Annotated in this window: 16 protein-coding genes and 1 pseudogene; 14 read left to right on the top strand and 3 right to left on the bottom strand. The window is 62.4% G+C overall.

Features of this window, described 5'->3' with window-relative positions; translation table 11 throughout:
- Positions 1-110: 110 nt before the first annotated feature.
- Positions 111-1124 (top strand): protein-methionine-sulfoxide reductase catalytic subunit MsrP, encoded by a 1014-nt coding sequence (gene msrP, locus Q1W68_RS13355; RefSeq protein WP_300658724.1) that lies wholly within the window; start codon positions 111-113, stop codon positions 1122-1124.
- Positions 1124-1789, top strand: coding sequence for a protein-methionine-sulfoxide reductase heme-binding subunit MsrQ (locus tag Q1W68_RS13360; protein ID WP_300652456.1), 666 nt, complete (start codon positions 1124-1126; stop codon positions 1787-1789). The genes msrP and Q1W68_RS13360 overlap by 1 nt, the downstream gene beginning before the upstream one ends.
- A gap of 9 nt (positions 1790-1798) precedes the next feature.
- Here Q1W68_RS13360 and lysA read toward each other — a convergent pair whose 3' ends face one another.
- A complete protein-coding gene (lysA, locus tag Q1W68_RS13365; RefSeq protein WP_300652459.1) occupies positions 1799-3094 on the bottom strand; it encodes a diaminopimelate decarboxylase in 1296 nt (431 codons plus the stop codon).
- Between the two features lie 54 nt (positions 3095-3148).
- Positions 3149-3343: a lipoprotein gene (locus Q1W68_RS18410; protein ID WP_366146706.1), complete on the bottom strand. Its 195-nt coding sequence runs from the start codon at positions 3341-3343 to the stop codon at positions 3149-3151.
- Between the two features lie 12 nt (positions 3344-3355).
- Here Q1W68_RS18410 and cyaY point away from each other — a divergent pair, with 12 nt between their 5' ends.
- Positions 3356-3685: an iron donor protein CyaY gene (gene cyaY, locus Q1W68_RS13370; protein WP_300652460.1), complete on the top strand. Its 330-nt coding sequence runs from the start codon at positions 3356-3358 to the stop codon at positions 3683-3685.
- On the opposite strand, the gene Q1W68_RS13375 is transcribed toward cyaY, so the two are convergent.
- The gene (locus tag Q1W68_RS13375) at positions 3675-6089 is read right to left on the bottom strand and encodes a penicillin-binding protein 1A (RefSeq protein ID WP_300716935.1); all 2415 of its coding nucleotides are present in this window, start codon (positions 6087-6089) and stop codon (positions 3675-3677) included. The genes cyaY and Q1W68_RS13375 overlap by 11 nt on opposite strands.
- A 267-nt stretch (positions 6090-6356) precedes the next feature.
- On the opposite strand from Q1W68_RS13375, the gene Q1W68_RS13380 reads away from it, so the two are divergent.
- The 11 genes and pseudogenes from Q1W68_RS13380 to Q1W68_RS13430 form a co-directional block, all read left to right on the top strand.
- The gene (locus tag Q1W68_RS13380) at positions 6357-7436 is read left to right on the top strand and encodes a pilus assembly protein PilM (RefSeq protein ID WP_300652464.1); all 1080 of its coding nucleotides are present in this window, start codon (positions 6357-6359) and stop codon (positions 7434-7436) included.
- Positions 7433-8041, top strand: a complete 609-nt coding sequence (locus tag Q1W68_RS13385) for a PilN domain-containing protein (RefSeq protein ID WP_300652466.1) — start codon at positions 7433-7435, stop codon at positions 8039-8041. Before Q1W68_RS13380 ends, Q1W68_RS13385 begins: the two co-directional genes overlap by 4 nt.
- Positions 8042-8058: 17 nt before the next feature.
- Positions 8059-8730: a type 4a pilus biogenesis protein PilO gene (locus Q1W68_RS13390; RefSeq protein WP_300658722.1), complete on the top strand. Its 672-nt coding sequence runs from the start codon at positions 8059-8061 to the stop codon at positions 8728-8730.
- Positions 8727-9281, top strand: a complete 555-nt coding sequence (locus tag Q1W68_RS13395) for a pilus assembly protein PilP (RefSeq protein ID WP_300652470.1) — start codon at positions 8727-8729, stop codon at positions 9279-9281. The genes Q1W68_RS13390 and Q1W68_RS13395 overlap by 4 nt, the downstream gene beginning before the upstream one ends.
- Positions 9282-9352: 71 nt before the next feature.
- A complete protein-coding gene (locus tag Q1W68_RS13400) occupies positions 9353-11416 on the top strand; it encodes a type IV pilus secretin PilQ (RefSeq protein ID WP_300652482.1) in 2064 nt (687 codons plus the stop codon).
- Positions 11413-11988: a shikimate kinase gene (locus Q1W68_RS13405; protein WP_300652471.1), complete on the top strand. Its 576-nt coding sequence runs from the start codon at positions 11413-11415 to the stop codon at positions 11986-11988. Before Q1W68_RS13400 ends, Q1W68_RS13405 begins: the two co-directional genes overlap by 4 nt.
- A gap of 48 nt (positions 11989-12036) precedes the next feature.
- Positions 12037-13158 carry a 3-dehydroquinate synthase gene (gene aroB, locus Q1W68_RS13410; protein ID WP_300652473.1) on the top strand — a complete coding sequence of 374 codons (1122 nt, stop codon included), beginning with the start codon at positions 12037-12039 and terminating at the stop codon, positions 13156-13158.
- Positions 13158-14342, top strand: coding sequence for a deoxyguanosinetriphosphate triphosphohydrolase (locus tag Q1W68_RS13415; protein ID WP_300652474.1), 1185 nt, complete (start codon positions 13158-13160; stop codon positions 14340-14342). Before aroB ends, Q1W68_RS13415 begins: the two co-directional genes overlap by 1 nt.
- Positions 14343-14363: 21 nt before the next feature.
- Positions 14364-15575 (top strand): MFS transporter, encoded by a 1212-nt coding sequence (locus tag Q1W68_RS13420; protein ID WP_300652476.1) that lies wholly within the window; start codon positions 14364-14366, stop codon positions 15573-15575.
- A 32-nt stretch (positions 15576-15607) separates the two neighbouring features.
- A complete protein-coding gene (locus Q1W68_RS13425) occupies positions 15608-16309 on the top strand; it encodes a transposase (protein WP_300652479.1) in 702 nt (233 codons plus the stop codon).
- Positions 16310-16494: 185 nt separating this feature from the next.
- Positions 16495-17308 (top strand): annotated as a pseudogene (locus tag Q1W68_RS13430) (glutamate synthase subunit alpha); the annotation flags it as partial.

Below are 17308 nucleotides of genomic sequence, written 5' to 3' on the forward strand. Positions count from 1 at the left end.
TCAGCGCGGCCCGCCCTGAAACTTTGTAAGAATTCGGGTGGTCCGACGACTCACGGCAAGTCCTGCGCAGCATCCTTTGCGCGGGGCGTTGCACAGATCAGGACCGCCCCATGCTCATCCGCACTTCCCAAGACGGCTTCAACCACCCGTTCCCCAGTGAAATCACGGCCCAGGCGGCCTACCAGAACCGCCGGCAGTGGCTGCAGCGCAGCGCGTTCACCGCAGCGGCCGTGGGCGGCGTGGCTTCACTGATGGCGCCGGAAGCCTCGGCCCAATCGGCGGGTCCGGTGCCCAAGCCCGGCAAGCTCTCGCCGCTCCCCGGCAAAGCCTCTACCGTCCCCGGTGCCACCACGGTGGAGAAGCTGACCTCGTACAGCGACGTCAGCAGTTACAACAACTACTACGAGTTCAGCACGGACAAGGCCGACCCGGCGGTGTATGCCAAGTCGCTCAAGCCCCGACCGTGGACGGTCTCGGTGGAAGGTCTGGTGAACAAGCCAGGCACCTTCGATCTGGACGGCTTGCTCAAACTCAGCCCGATGGAAGAGCGCATCTACCGCTTGCGTTGTGTCGAAGGCTGGTCGATGGTGGTGCCGTGGGTCGGTTATTCGATGGCGGAGCTGATCAAACAGGTGCAGCCGCAGGGCAGCGCCAAGTTCGTGGAGTTCGTGACGCTGGCCGACAACAAACAGATGCCGGGGTTGAATTCGAATGTGCTGGAGTGGCCGTATGTGGAAGGCTTGCGGCTGGACGAAGCCATGCACCCGCTCACGCTGCTGACCTTCGGCATGTACGGCGAGGTGCTGCCCAACCAGAACGGCGCGCCGGTGCGGCTGGTGGTGCCGTGGAAGTACGGTTTCAAGAGCGGCAAATCGATCGTGAAGATCCGCTTCACCGACAAGGAACCGCGCACGGCCTGGAACCGCGCCGCGCCGCAGGAATACGGCTTCTATTCCAATGTGAACCCGCAGGTCTCGCACCCGCGGTGGAGCCAGGCGACCGAGCGACGCATTGGCGAAGAGGGGGGCCTGTTCGCCAAGCGCCGGCAGACGCAAATGTTCAACGGCTACGAACCGCAGGTGGGTCAGCTCTACGCGGGCATGGATCTGCGCAAGTTCTTCTGATGGCATCCATCCGCGCGCCCGGTCTTCCGGCTGGTTCCCGCCCAGCGGGCTCGCACATCAACCGGTGGCTCGGCCACCGCGCCGCCAAACCCGTGGGCTTCGTGTTGGCCTTGCTGCCAATGGCCTGGCTGGTCTGGGCGGCTTTTGCCGACCAGCTCGGCGCCAATCCGGCCGAAGCGCTGATCCGGTCGCTGGGCGACTGGACCATCCGTTTCCTGGTGCTGGTGCTGGTGATCACGCCGTTGCGCACCGTGACCGGCTGGGTGACGCTGGCGCGGTTGCGTCGCATGGTGGGCCTGTTCGTGTTTTTTTATGCCTGCATGCACTTGCTGGCCTACGCGTGGTTCGACATGGCGTTCAGCCTTCCTGCCGTCGTGGACGACGTGATCAAGCGCCCGTTCATCCTGGTGGGCTTTCTGGGCTGGTTATTGTTGCTGGCGCTGGCGGCCACCTCGTTCAACCGCGCCATACGCGCCATGGGTGCAAAGCGTTGGCAGCTGCTGCACCGTGCGGTGTACGCTGTTGCAGGGCTTGCCGTCCTGCACTTTTTCTGGATGCGCAGCGGCAAGAACGACTTTGCCGAGGTCGCGGTGTACGCCGCGCTGTTCGCTGCCTTGCTCGGTTGGCGCCTCTGGCGGCGGCTTTCACCGCCGCGCGCTGCCTGATCCTCGACCTCAGACCGGGGGCAACAGGGTTTCCAGGCGCAGCTGATCGGCCGACGACTCGCGCGCCCTGATCAGCGTGGCGGTGTTCCCGTCCACCAGCACTTCAGCGGCCCGACCACGTGTGTTGTAGTTGCTCGCCATGCTCATGCAGTAAGCGCCGGCCGAGAGCACGGCGAGCACATCGCCCGACTGCGCGGCCAGTGCGCGGTCGCGCCCGAGCCAGTCACCGCTCTCGCACACCGGGCCGACCACGTCCCAGGTGGTGGGCGCGTCGGACCGGGGCGTCACCTCGACGATGCGGTGGAAGGCCTGGTACATCGCAGGACGCGGCAGGTCGTTCATGGCCGCGTCCACGATCAGGAAGTTCTTGTGTTCGCCCGGCTTCTGGTACAGCACTTCGGTGAGGCACACGCCCGCGTTGCCCACCAGCGAGCGTCCGGGTTCGATGACGATCTTGCGGTTGCCAAAACCGCGCTCGTCCAGGCGCTGCAGCAGTTGCTGCCATAGTGCATCCGCTTGCGGCGGCGTGTCGCCGTGGTAATCGATGCCCAGGCCACCACCGAAGTCGATGTGCTCGATGGGCACGCCTGCGGCTTCGATGCTCTGCACCAGATCGATCACCCGGTCCATCGCGTCCAGGTACGGCCCGGTCTGCGTGATCTGCGAGCCGATGTGGCAGTCGATGCCGACCACGCGCAAGCCTTTGCACGCGGCCGCGTGCTGGTACGTGGCCACCACGTCCTCGTGCGCGATACCGAACTTGTTGCCTTTGAGGCCGGTGGAAATGTAGGGGTGGGTCTGCGCGTCCACGTTCGGGTTCACGCGCACGCTCACGGGTGCGCATCGCCCCATGCCGCGCGCCACGTCGTCGAGCACGTCCAGCTCGGCGCGGCTCTCCACGTTGAAGCAGCCAATGCCCACTTCCAACGCGCGGCGCATTTCGGCGCGGGTCTTGCCCACGCCGGAGAAGATGATCTTGGCCGGCTCAACACCCGCCGCCAGCGCACGTTCGAGTTCACCACCCGAGACGATGTCGAGCCCACAGCCCGCGCGCACCAGCGTCTGCAGAATGCCCAGCGTGGAATTGGCCTTCATGGCATAGCAGATCTGGTGCGAACGCCCGGCCAGACCACGCTGGTAGGCGGCCAGCGCATCCAGCATGGCGGCCCGGCTGTAGACGAACAGCGGCGTTCCATGTTCCGCGGCCAGCCGCTGAAGCGACACGCCCTCCATCACGAGACCGCCCGCCTCGTAAGAAATGAAGGGAGGCAGGTTCAGGGAGGGCTGGCCGGGCAGGGTGGTCATGCTGAAGTTGAATGAATGCGGGAGGCGGGCCGTTGCAGAAAACCGGATCGCGGTTCAGCGCACTGGGGGGGTGTCCTGAGGTGGCGGCATGTCCGGTGGGCTCCTGACGCTGGAAGGCGCAGTTTCCGGGGCGGGCAGGTACAGCGCCCCTTTTTGACCGCAAGCCGACAGCAGCAGCAAGCCCAGGCCAATTGCCACAACCCGTGTGCGTGAAAGGTGGCGGCCTAGAATGCGTGTCGTTCTCAACATCCACCGATTGTAATGACCGACACCGAGTACCAAGACCTGGCGGAATCGCTGCTGCGGTCGATCGAGCTGGCCTGTGACCGCATCAACGATCAAACCGACGCCGATGTCGACAACCAGCGGGTGGGCGGCATGATCACGATGACGTTTGCCAACGGCAGCCAGATCATCATCAACCTTCAAAAACCACTGCAGGAGGTCTGGCTGGCGGCCCGTGCAGGCGGCTTCCATTACCGCCACGACGGTCACGCCTGGATGGACACCAAAGGGCAGGGCGAATTTCTTGCTCACCTCTCCCGCTTCGCGTCCGAACAATCCGGACAGTCGCTGAACTTCAGTTCCTGAACAGGTCGAGGATGCCCCGCCGGTCCTCAACCGGTGGGGCGGGTGTGGGCTGAGGAACAGCCGGATCCAATGCGACGGGTGCAGCACCTGGCCAAGGATCCTGCAGGCCCAGGCCGTGCACGCCATTGCCGGGTCCGAACTCTTCAAAGTACCACTCGCCACCCACGTTGATCACACCTGGCGGCGGTGTGTACGGGGTCACGGGCACGTCTTTGAGGGCTTGTGACATGAAGGAAATCCAGATCGGCAGGCTCAAGCCGCCCCCCGTTTCCCGGCTGCCCAGGTTGCGCGGCGTGTCGTATCCGACCCAGGCGGCGGCCACCAGGGTGGGCTGGTAGCCGACAAACCACGCGTCGACGGAGTCGTTGGTGGTGCCGGTCTTGCCGAACACGTCGGTGCGTTTCAGGGTGGCTTGCGCTCGTGCCGCCGTCCCCGAGCGGGTGATCTCCTGCAGCAGGCTGTTCATGATGAAGGCGTTGCGCGGTTCAATCGCGCGCTGACTCTCGGCCAGCGTGGACTCGGGTGCCTCGTAAATCACCTTGCCCTTGTGATCGGCCACCCGGGTGATGAGCGTCGGCGCCACGCGGTAGCCGCCGTTGGCGAAAACGCCGTAACCCACCGCCATCTGCATGGGCGTGACAGAGCCTGCACCCAGGGCCATGGTGAGGTAGGGCGGGTGCTTGTCGATGTCGAAGCCAAATCGCCCCACCCACTGTTGGGCGCTTTGGGTGCCCACCAACTGCAGCACCCGGATCGACACCATGTTCTTGGACTTGGCCAACGCGCGGCGCACCGACATCGGTCCCTCGAACTGACCGTCATAGTTCTTCGGCTCCCAAGGCTTCCCCCCGGTCGCGTCCGCGCTGTAGAACAGCGGCGCGTCGTTGACCACGGTCATCGGCGTCAGCCCTTTCTCCAGCGCGGCCGAATAAATGAAGGGCTTGAAGCTGGAGCCGGGCTGGCGCCATGCCTGGGTCACGTGGTTGAATTTGCTCTTTTGAAAGTCGAACCCGCCCACCAATGCGATGACCTTGCCCGTGCGCGGATCCATGGCCACAAAGGCCGATTCGACGTCGGGCAGTTGCGTGATGCGCCACGTCTTGTCACCAGTCTGCACCACCCGGATCACCGCGCCGGGTCGAATCTTGATGTTGGGCCCTGCCTTGTCCGACAAGCCGGATTGAACCGGTTTGAGGCCTTCACCGGTGATCTCGAAGGGCTCACCGTCCTGGCGGACCGCCAGCACGCGTTTGGAGCTCACTTCAAGGACAACAGCCGACAGCAGGTCATCGTTGTCAGGCCTTTCGGCGAGCGCCTCGTCCACCGCTTCGTTCAGCGCGGTTTTGTCGGCAGGCAGGTCGATGAACAGCTCAGGTCCTCGATAGACCTGGCGGCGTTCGTAGTCGAGCACTCCTTGTCTAACAGCCCGGTACGCCGCCAATTGCTCGGCTTGCTTCAGCGAGGTCGTGACCACCAGACCGCGCGTGTAGGCCTCTTCGCCGTATTGCGCCACGATCGACTGTCGCACCATCTCGGCCACAAACTCGGCGTGGACCTGCGTGGCACTGCCCACTGGACGAAGCTTCAGTTCTTCGGACTTTGCCTCTTCGGCCTGCTCGGCGGTGATGAAGCCGTTTTCCACCATCCGATCAATGATGTGCAGCTGGCGGGCACGGGCCCGGCGCGGATTCTTGACAGGGTTGTACGCAGAAGGCGCCTGCGGCAGCCCGGCCAGCATGGCCGCTTCGGCCACGGTCACATCCTTGAGGGCTTTGCCGAAGTAGGTCTGGGCTGCTGATGAGAACCCGTAGGCTCGCTGTCCCAGGAAGATCTGATTCATGTAGATCTCCAGGATCTGCTCTTTGGTGAGCATGTGCTCCAGCTTGAAGGTCAGCAACACCTCGTAAATCTTGCGTGTGTAGCTCTTTTCGGCAGACAGGTACACGTTGCGGGCGACCTGCATGGTGATCGTTGATGCACCTTGGCTCTTGGCCTGCCGCAGGTTGGCCAGTGCCGCCCGGATCATGCCGCGGTAGTCGACACCGCTGTGCTCGAAGAAACGCGCGTCCTCGATGGCCAGCACCGCGTTCTTCATCACCTCGGGGATCTCGTTGATCGTGAGCAGGTTGCGGCGCTCTTCACCGAACTCACCGATCAGCTGGCCTTCAGCCGTCAGCACGCGCAGCGGGAGCTTGGGGCGGTAGTCGGCCAGGCCGGTCACATCGGGCAGGTTGGGGTAAGCCACCGCCAAGGCAATCCCCACCGCCATCAACACGCTTACAACACCTGCCGCCGCCAGTCCGGCCACAGCCACCACCAAGCGTCCCACCCAGATCAGTGCAGTGCGGCCCGCGGATACTGAATCGGAAGTCGTGGAAGGGGTGGGGGTATCTTGGTTGGGCATGCGGTCGATCAAGGCCTCAAACCTTGATTATAAAAATGGCGCTGAGCGGCCCGGGTGAAGGAGTCAGCATATTGTGGGTTGTTGTGCATGACGAATCACAAAGCCCGTTCAATGGGTCGCCAGCGGAGCCTGAACACGTATGGTTTTGACAACGTTTCGACTTGTCTCAAAGGCAAAATTTCTTTGCTGGACAAAGGCCTTGCTGCTAGCATTCAAGTGAATTCTTAAGTCTGGCGCGCAGCAGCGCCATCATATCTGGGGGTCACCTTGATCTCATTGGGATCGTTATTCAGCCGGGAACCGGCGCCCTTGCTGGGCATTGACGTGAGTTCGTCGAGCGTCAAACTGGTTGAACTGTCCCGCAACCGATCGGGTGATCTGGTGTTGGAGCGGTGTGCCATGGAGCCGCTTGAGCGCGGCTGGATCACCGACGGCAACATTGAAAAGTTTGACGAGGTGGCCGAAGCGGTCAGGCGTGTGGTTCGCAAGAGCGGCAGCAAAACCAAGAACGTTGCGCTCGCGCTCCCGGCGTCTGCGGTGATCACGAAAAAAATCATCTTGCCCGGTGGTTTGTCCGACAAGGAGCTCGAAGCTCAAGTCGAATCCGAGGCCAACCAGTACATCCCGTTTTCGCTCGACGAGGTCAGCCTGGATTTCTGCGTGATCGGTCCCAGCGCCAACTCGGTCGGCGACGTCGAAGTCCTCATTGCTGCATCGCGCAAGGAAAAAGTGTCGGATCGCCAAGGTTTGGCGGAAGCGGCCGGACTCAAGCCCGTGGTCATGGACGTGGAGTCCTACGCTTCACGCATGGCGGCCGGTCGGGTGATCGAAACGCTGCCCAACCAGGGCATCGATTCGTTGGTGGCGTTGTTTGAGGTGGGTGCCTTGACCACCAGCATGCAGGTCATGCGCAACGACGACGTCCTGTACGAGCGTGATCAGGCTTTTGGGGGCGCACAGCTCACACAGTTGATCGTTCGGCAATACGGATTTTCTGCGGATGAGGCTGAGGCCAAAAAGCGTTCGGGTGATTTGCCCGACGACTACCGCGCGGCTGTTCTGGACCCCTTCATCGAAAGCATGGCACAGGAAGTCGGTCGTGCGTTGCAGTTCTTTTTCACCAGCACGCCCTACAACAAGGTGGATCACATCCTGCTGGCGGGTGGCAGTGCAGCATTGCCAGGTTTGACCGAGGCCGTCACGCACCAAACCTCATTCGCCTGCATGGTGATCAATCCGTTTGATGCCATGGAGATGGCGGCCTCCGTTCAGGCTCGCAAGATCTCACGCGAAGCACCCTCGTACCTGACGTCAACCGGGTTGGCCTTGCGGAGGTTTTACCAATGATCTTGATCAACCTGTTGCCGCACCGGGAGGCGGCTCGAAAACGGCAGAAGGAACAGTTCTTCACCCAGTTGGGTTTGTCCGCCTTGTTGGGCGGCATCGTTTGTGGCGCGGTGTTCACCTGGTACCAAGGGCAGATCGCATCCCAGCAAGAGCGCAACGCATTTTTGCAGGCCGAGATCACCCGTCTCGATGCCGAAATCAAGGACATCGCCGGTTTGCAGCGAGAAATTGCCTCGCTTCGGGCCCGCCAAACCGCGGTGGAAGATTTGCAGAGCGACCGCAACATACCCGTGCATTTGCTTGACGAGCTGGTCACGCAGCTGCCCGATGGCATTTACTTGCGATCCATGAAGCACGAGAACCAGAGCGTGCTGCTGAACGGCGTGGCGCAGTCTCAAGAGCGTGTTTCCGATCTGTTGCGCAACCTGTCCAACAACAGCCAGTGGCTGGCGCGGCCAGATTTGATCGAGATCGTGTCTTCAACCGCTGCGCTGACAGGGCGCGAGCAGCGACGTGTCTTCAACTTCTCCATCCGCGTTTCAATCAAACGCCCGGCGGCTGAAGCAGCCCCGGCCGGTGCCCCCGCCGCTGCGGGCAAAGTTTGATCACAGGGCAACGCACCATGGCAAAAACGCCCAGCATCAACGTGGACTTCAAAGCGGTCCAGGAAAAACTCCGCAGCCAGTTCGCGGGACTTGATCCCAACGACCCGTCGCAATGGCCCGGTTTGCCGCGCAACCTGTTGTTCGTCGCCGTGTGTGTGGCGGTCATCGCAGGACTTTGGTTTGCCTGGTTGAAAGATTCCGACGAGGAATTGATTGCCGAAAAAGCCCGGGAACAGCAGCTCCGCGAAGATTACAAAAAGAAAGCCGTTCAGGCTGTGAATCTCGACGCGCTGCGCAAGCAGCTGGAGCAGGTGCAGCAGTACGTCACCCAGCTCGAAAAGCAGCTGCCCAGCAAGGCAGAAATGGACGCCTTGCTGTCCGACATCAACCAGGCGGGTCTCGGGCGAAGCCTTCAGTTCGAGTTGTTCCGTCCCGGCGCGGTGAGCGTGAAGGAGTACTACGCTGAATTGCCCATCACAGTGAAGGTGACGGGCACGTACCACGACATCGGACTGTTTGCGGCAGACATCGCGAACCTGTCCCGCATCGTCACGTTGAACAATCTGACATTGACTCCTGTGGCAAACCGCGAAGGCGTGTTGACGATGGATTGCATCGCCAAAACCTTCCGCTACCTGGACCAGGAAGAAATCGCGCTGCAGCAAAAAGCACAGGGAGCCAAAAAGTGACTTCCTCAAAATGTCTGAACCTTTTGACCGCAGTGACTTTCGCTTCGCTGTTGTCCGGATGCACATCGTCTGGCCAGGACGAGTTGCAGGCGTGGATGCAAACCGAGCGCAACAGCATCAAGCCCTCTGTTCAGCCCATACCCGCTCCCACCAAGTTCGAGCCCCAGGCCTACGCTGGAGAGCGGTTGACGCAGCCGTTCAGCCTTGAAAAGCTCACCAGCGCCATGAACGGCAGCCAGTCGACGCCGGTGGTCAACGCGGCCTTGATCGAGCCTGAGCTCAATCGGCGCAAGCAGCCGCTGGAGGCCTATCCCCTGGACACGATGTCCATGGTCGGCAGCTTGAACCGGGATGGGCAGTTGGTTGCTCTCGTCAAGGTGGACAACCTGCTCTATCAAGTGCGTCCCGGCAGTTATCTGGGTCAAAACTACGGACGGGTGACCAGAATTTCGGAGACCGAGGTGGTGATGCGCGAAATCGTGCAGGACTCCGGCGGCGAGTGGACGGAGCGCCCCGCAGCGTTGCAGTTACAAGAGGAAGCTTCTAAATGAACAAGCCAAACAAGGCGTCGGTGGTTTCAGCCGTGCAACGCGGGGTGATCAAAGGTGCGGTATTCGCCTGTATGGCAGCAACCACTGTGTGGGCCCAGGCCCAGAACGCGATCCAGTCGCTCACGGGCGGTGTGCAAGGCGGCGTGGAAATCATCCGCATCAACACGGCACAACCCCTCGCAGCGGTGCCGACGGGTTTCACCATCCAGTCACCGGCTCGCATCGCGCTCGATTTCCCGGGCGTGGCCAATGCGATTGGACGCAGCACGGTCGAGATCAACGAGGGCAATCTGCGTTCGGCCAACGTGGTCCAGGCCGGCGACCGCACGCGCGTGGTGATCAACCTGAAGCAGACGGCTTCTTACGAGACGAAGATCGAAGGCAACTCGCTGCTGGTGGTGTTGCAGCGCTCCGAGGTGGTGACCGCTGTGACCGCGCCACCGGTCTCCTTTGCCGAAAACCGCAACCGAGATGTTTCCTCGCTTCGCGACATTGACTTCCGTCGAGGTGTGGGCAATGCGGGCCGCGTGGTGGTGGAACTGGCCAACAACCAGGTGGGTGTGGACATTCGCCAGCAAGGGCAGAACCTGGTGGTGGAATTCCTCAAGACGTCGCTGCCCGAAGGCTTGCGTCGCCGCCTGGACGTGAGCGACTTCGGAACGCCGGTACAAAGCGTCACCACTTCCCAGACGGGTGACAGGGTGCGCATGGTCGTAGCGCCCACCGGGAACTGGGAGCACTCCGCTTACCAGAGTGACAACCAGTTTGTGCTCGAGATCCGCGAGCAGAAGGTCGATTCGAGCAAGCTGACGCAAGGACCGGGCTACAACGGCGAGAAACTCTCCCTCAACTTCCAGAACATTGAAGTGCGGTCTTTGTTGCAGGTGATCGCAGACTTCACCAATTTCAACGTCGTGACCTCGGACTCCGTCACGGGATCGGTGACCCTCCGGCTCAAGGACGTGCCTTGGGATCAGGCCCTGGACATCATTCTGCAGGCCAAGGGTTTGGGCATGCGCAAGTCGGGCAATGTGTTGTGGATTGCGCCCAAAGACGAGATCGCTGCACGTGAGAAGCAAGATCTGGAGGCGCGAGCGTCAACGGAAAGCCTCGAGGCATTGCGCACGCAAGGCTTCCAGATGAACTACGCCAAGGCGGTCGATATTGCCGGCCAGTTGAAATCGTCGGGTGGCGGTGGCGGTGGCGGTGGCGGTGGTGGCGCTGGCGCCAGCAATGCACGAATCCTGTCCGAACGCGGCAGTGTGATCTCCGAGCCTCGGACCAATCAGTTGTTTGTGACCGACATACCGTCCAAGTTGCAACAGGTGCAAGATCTGATCGCCAAATTGGACATCCCGATCCGGCAAGTGATTATCGAGGCGCGCATTGTTGAAGCGGACGACAGTTTCGGCAAGTCGCTGGGCGTGCGTTTGGGCGGTGGTATTCGAGGGTTTGGCGTTGGCTCGGTGAATGGCAACGCTGTGCAAGGCAACTTCGGTTCCACATACGGTGCTGTGTCGACGGGTCCGACCCAGACCTCGCAGCCCTTTGTGAGTCTGCCCGCCAATCCAAGCAACGCGTTGGCGGCATCGTATGCGTTGTCTTTGTTCAGTCCGAACGCATCGCGCTTTCTGAGCTTGGAGATTTCGGCGCTGGAATCCGACGGCAAGGGCCGTATTGTTTCCAGTCCTCGCGTGGTCACGGCCGACCAGGTCAAGGCGCTGATCGAACAAGGCACGGAGTTCCCTTATCAGACGGCAACCTCCAGCGGTGCCACGGCGATTGCGTTCCGAAAGGCCAACCTGAAATTGGAAGTGACACCTCAGATCACACCCGAAGGCAACATCATCCTGGATCTGGACATCAACAAGGACAGCCGTGGCGAATCGACGCCCGACGGCATTGCCATCAACACCAAGCATGTGCAAACCCAGGTGCTGGTGGAGAACGGCGGAACCGTGGTGATCGGGGGCATTTTCGAGCAGACCGAAAGAAACCAGGTGAACAAGGTGCCTCTGTTGGGTGACCTACCCGCCTTGGGCAACCTGTTCAAGTCTCGCGAACGGATTCTTAACAAGTCCGAACTGCTCATCTTCATCACGCCCCGCGTGCTCGGTCGCTCCGCCATCAATTGAGCGCCAGGTCTTGTTTCCTGATCGGCTTGCCTGGTTCGGGCAAGTCGACCGTGGGTCGGCAGCTTGCCCGCCGTGTTTCGCTCCCGTTCTTCGACTCGGACCAAGTCATTGAACAACGACTCGGGTGCTCGATCCGCGAGTTTTTCGAGCGCGAGGGTGAGGAGCGTTTTCGAGACATTGAGGCCGTTGTGATCGATGAGTTGAGCTCGGGCCCCACTTGTGTGCTCTCGACCGGCGGCGGTTCTGTGTTGCGTTCTGAGAATCGGGAGCGGCTCAAACACCGCGGGACCGTGGTGTACCTGCGCTCCACACCAGAGGAAATTTTTCGCCGCTTGCGCCACGACCGGAACCGTCCGCTGCTGCAAGTGGCGGATCCTCAACAGCGCTTGAGGGACCTGTGTGCCGTGCGCGACCCGCTGTACCGTGAGACAGCCCATTTTGTGATCGAGACGGGCAGGCCCTCGGTCGCGATGCTGGTGAACATGATCGTGATGCAGCTCGAATTGGGTGGGTCGGTGACGCCGGGTGCGTCCAGTACCCCTACGTCAACGCACTCCGGGCCGGTTCGCTGACCGGTCGGCGCGGGCCTCTGACCCTGGTCAAGGCATAAACTTGGGCCCATGACGCCCCAAGCCCCATCCTCCTTTCACCAACAAGTCGACATCGACCTCGGCGACCGCAGTTACGCCATTGACATTGGCGCGGGCCTGCTGGATTCGCCCGACAGTTACGCCCAGTTGCCCTCTGCCCGCAGCGCGATGATCGTCACCAACGAGACGGTGGCGCCCCTGTATGCGAAGCGCCTGGAGCGAATGCTTGCACCGCGCTACCCCCAGGTTCACACGGTGAGTCTGCCCGATGGCGAGTCGCACAAGACTTGGGAATCGCTCAACCTGATTTTTGATGCATTGCTTTCTCACGCATGCGACCGCAAGACGGTTCTGTTCGCGCTCGGGGGTGGCGTGGTGGGCGACATGACCGGCTTTGCCGCTGCGAGTTACATGCGTGGCGTTGCATTCGTTCAGGTACCCACCACCCTGTTGGCTCAGGTGGATTCTTCGGTGGGGGGCAAGACGGCGATCAACCATCCCCTGGGCAAAAACATGATCGGGGCGTTCTACCAGCCGCAGCGGGTGGTGTGTGACCTCGACACACTCACCACCTTGCCGGCGCGCGAACTCAGTGCTGGATTGGCCGAGGTCATCAAATACGGTCCCATCGCGGACATGGTTTTCTTCGACTGGATTGAGGCCAACATGGCTGCGCTGATGGCGCGTGAGCCAGGCGCGCTGGCCCATGCGGTCAAACGCAGCTGCGAGATCAAGGCCTGGGTGGTGGGGCAGGACGAGCGCGAAGCCGGGCTGCGTGCGATCCTGAACTTCGGGCATACCTTCGGCCACGCCATCGAGGCCGGGATGGGCTATGGCGCGTGGTTGCACGGCGAGGCCGTGGGTTGCGGACTGGTGATGGCAGCTCGGCTTTCGCAAGCGCTCGGTGGGGTGGATGGCGCGTTTGTCGAGCGTCTCACGCGATTGGTGCAGGCGGCGGGTTTGCCCACCGTGGCGCCCGTGCTGGCGGCGAGCGACAACGTGGGCCGGTACCTCGCCCTGATGCGGGTCGACAAGAAATCCGAAGCGGGCGAGATCAAGTTCGTGGTGATCGATGGCCCCGGCCATGCGGTGGTGCGGTCAGCGCCGGATGCGGTGGTGGCGCAGGTGATCGAGGCGAGTACGCGCGCCTGATGGAGCACACTTCACAAAGCTCGGTCCAATCGCTGGCGCCATACGCCAGTGACCCCGCCAGGAGCCGGGGGCGACGTTACCCGGAGGCCGAAGCGCCCACGCGCACCGCTTTCCAGCGCGACAGGGACCGGGTGATCCACTCCACCGCGTTTCGCCGCTTGGTCTACAAGACCCAGGTGTTCCTGAACCACGAAGGCGATCTCTTTCGCACCCGGCTGACGCACTCGCTGGAGGTCGCGCAGCTCGGGCGCAGCATCGCGAGATCCTTGCAGCTCAATGAAGATCTGGTCGAGGCCATTGCGCTGGCGCACGACCTGGGCCACACGCCCTTCGGTCACGCGGGCCAGGATGCGTTGAATGCCTGCATGCAGTCGATCGCACCAGGCGGAGACGCCGAGGATGGCTGGGGTTTTGAACACAATCTGCAGAGCTTGCGCGTGGTGGACGAACTGGAGGAGCGCTACCCGGCGTTTGACGGTTTGAACCTGTGCTTCGAGACCCGTGAAGGCATTCTCAAGCATTGTTCGCGCAGCAACGCGCAACGCCTGGAGCGGTTGGAGCCGCACGGAGTGGCGGCGCGCTTCCTCGAGGGCGGCTCGCCCAGCCTGGAGGCCCAGTTGTGCAACCTGGCCGACGAAATCGCCTACAACGCGCACGACATCGACGACGGCGTGCGATCGGGTTTGCTGACGTTGGAGCAACTGGGCGATGTGCCGCTGTTCGAGCATTACCGGCAGCAGGCGGTGCGGTCGCATCCGACACTGGCAGGCCGGCGCCTCCTGTTCGAATCCATTCGCCTGATGCTCAGTGACCAGGTGTACGACGTGATCGACCACACCCGACTGCTCATGGCCGGGCACGCGTTGGACAGCGCCGATGCGGCGCGGCAACTCCCGCCGCTGGTGGCTTTCTCGCCGGCCATGCGTGAGCGATCGCAGGTGCTCAAGACCTTCCTGCTGCGCAATCTTTACCGCCACCCCCAAGTGATGGAGACCACGAACCGCGCACGCCGTGTGGTCAGCGATCTTTTCGAGCGCTACATGAGCGCGCCGCAGGAATTGCCCGATGCCCACAGCCGAAGCCGGCACCATGCGCGCGCGGTGGCCGATTACATCGCGGGCATGACCGATCGTTTCGCCATCCGGGAGCACGAACGGTTGTTTGGTGCGGTGGTTTTTCCCTGATCTGATGCGTTGACCGTCGTCATGAACGCCCGAGACGATTCGGCTTCCTCGCGGACCGCCGCCATCGTTTTTGCGGTGGGCGTCACATGTGCGCTGCACGTGGGCAAGCTGCCGGTGGCCATCCCGGTGCTGCGTGATGCCTTGAGCCTGACCTTGATTCAGGCCGGCTTTCTGTTGTCGCTGGTGCAACTCGCCGGCATGACACTGGGTCTGCTGGTGGGTCTCACGGCAGATCGGCTGGGTCCCAGGCGCGTCATGCTTGCTGGTCTGGTTTTGTTGGCACTGGGCAGTGCACTGGGCGCGGTAGCGCCCGGGACGGACGTTTTGTTGCTTTCCCGCGTGGTGGAGGGCATGGGGTTCCTGCTGGCCGTCTTGCCCGCACCAGGTCTCCTGCGCCAGCGCGTGGTCCATGCGCCCACCCTGGCGCGCGCGCTGGGCTGGTGGGGCGCTTACATGCCATTGGGCACAGCCCTGGCCCTCTGGTTCGGTGCCGCATTCATGGGCGCGGTCGGCTGGCGCTGGGCGTGGACCTTGCTGGCACTCTTGTCGCTGGGCGCGGCCGCGGTGCTTGCCCTTTGCGTGTCGGTGGACAGGCGAGCGCCTGGGCGCAGCACAGATCCGCCAGCCTCTTGGGCTCCCAGGCTCAAGCGGACGCTCACATCGCGGGGGCCGTGGTGGGTGGCGTTGGCATTTTTCCTCTACTCGGGCCAATGGCTGGCCGTGATCGGTTTTCTGCCCACCATCTATGCCCAAGCCGGGTACGCCGCGGCGGCGGTGGGTGGCCTCAGCGCGTTGGCCGCCGGTATCAACATGGTGGGCAACATCGGTGCGGGCCGGTTGCTGGCGCGCGGCGTGCGCCCTGGCGTGCTCTTGGGCTGGGGCTTTTGCGCGATGGGGATCGGCTCGGTCATCACGTTTGGCCTGCCTGTGCCTCCCGTGGCGCAATACGTGGCCGTGCTGGTGTTCTCGGGCGTGGGCGGCTTGATACCCGGCACCTTGTTCGGTCTGGCGGTGGTCCTGGCACCGGACGATGACACGGTGTCCACCACGGTCGGCTGGATGCAGCAGTTCTCGGCGCTGGGACAGTTCCTGGGCCCTCCACTGGTGGCCTGGGTCGCGACCCAGACCGGCGGCTGGGAATCCACGTGGTGGGTCACGGCGACCTCGTCCTTGCTGGGCTTGCTGTTGGCAGGCCGCCTGCAAGCCGAATGGCGCCGACGGATCGGTGTCTAATCGGGGTCAGATTCCAATTCATCCGCATTGCCATGGCCCGATTGCCCCGCCTCACCGTCGCCGGTTATCCCCACCACGTGATCCAGCGCGGCAACAACCGACAGGCCATCGTCAAGTCCGATGCAGACCGTGAGGTGCTGCTCGAACTCATGGGTGAATATGCCAAAAAACACGAGGTGGCGATCAACGCCTATGTGCTCATGGACAACCATTTCCACCTGCTGCTCACGCCCGAGACCGGCGAGGGTGTGCCACTGATGATGCAGGCCGTGGGGCGGCGCTATGTGCGTTACTTCAACGACTTGCACCAACGCACCGGCACCTTGTGGGAAGGACGGTACAAGTCCACCCTGATCCAGACCGACCGGTATTTGTTGGCCTGCATGGCCTACCTGGACCTCAACCCCGTGCGTGCCGGCATCGTCAGTGAACCAAGGCAATACAGCTGGTCCAGCCACCGTCACTTCATCGGACAGACCAACGATCGGCGGGTCACGCCGCACCCCTTGGTCTGGAGTTTGGGCAACACACCCTTTGCTCGCGAAGCGGCTTACACCGATTTGGTGCGTGCCGGCCTGGCTGCCGATGCACAAAACGCGATCACACATGCCACGCTGCATGGCTGGGCACTGGGCGATGTCGAATTTGTGGAAACCCTGCAGAAGCAGACGAGCCGCCGCATCAGCGAGGCGCGCGCCGGGCGACCGGCCCTGGCGCCCCCGGACAGGCGTTGATCATGGATGCGGCGTTCGGAACGCTTCACGCCGGTTTGATCTGTCCCCAATTGATTTCTGCGTGAAAACGCCGGCAGAAAATTGGAATCTGACCCCAATTAATCTGCTTGGCATTGTTGTTGCAATGCAATATGCTCCGCAATCGCGATTTGCATCAACGCCCCACGAACCGAGAAGGAAGCGCCATGACCACGGCAGCCGAGCAGCAGCACCTCCAGCAACACGGTCTGTACGACCCTTCCAACGAGCACGACGCCTGTGGTGTCGGCTTTGTGGCGCACATCAAGGGCGAAAAGAGCCACGGCATCGTGCAGCAGGGCCTGAAGATTCTCGAAAACCTCGACCACCGGGGTGCGGTCGGTGCCGACAAGCTCATGGGCGACGGGGCAGGTTTGTTGATCCAGCTGCCTGACGCGCTGTACCGTGAGGAAATGGCCGCTCAGGGCGTGACGCTGCCGCCCGCGGGCGAGTACGGCGTGGGCATGATCTTCATGCCCAAGGAGCACGCCAGCCGCCTGGCCTGCGAGCAGGAAATGGAGCGCGCGATCGCTGCCGAAGGTCAAGTGCTGCTGGGCTGGCGCGATGTGCCGGTGAACCGCGACATGCCGATGTCGCCCACCGTGCGCGAGAAGGAGCCCATCATTCGCCAGGTCTTCATCGGCCGTGGCAACGACGTGATCGTGCAGGACGCGCTGGAGCGCAAGTTGTATGTGATCCGCAAGACGGCCAGTGGCGACATCCAGCGCCTCAAGCTGACCCACAGCAAAGAGTATTACGTGGTCAGCATGAGCAGCCGCACCGTGGTCTACAAAGGCCTGCTGCTGGCCGATCAGGTGGGCACCTACTTCAAGGATTTGCAGGACGAGCGCTGCGTCTCGGCCCTGGGCCTGGTGCACCAGCGCTTCTCCACCAACACCTTCCCCGAGTGGCCGCTGGCCCACCCCTACCGCTATGTGGCGCACAACGGCGAGATCAACACCGTCAAGGGCAACTACAACT

Source organism: Hydrogenophaga sp. (assembly GCF_030158645.1).
Lineage (GTDB): Bacteria > Pseudomonadota > Gammaproteobacteria > Burkholderiales > Burkholderiaceae_C > Hydrogenophaga.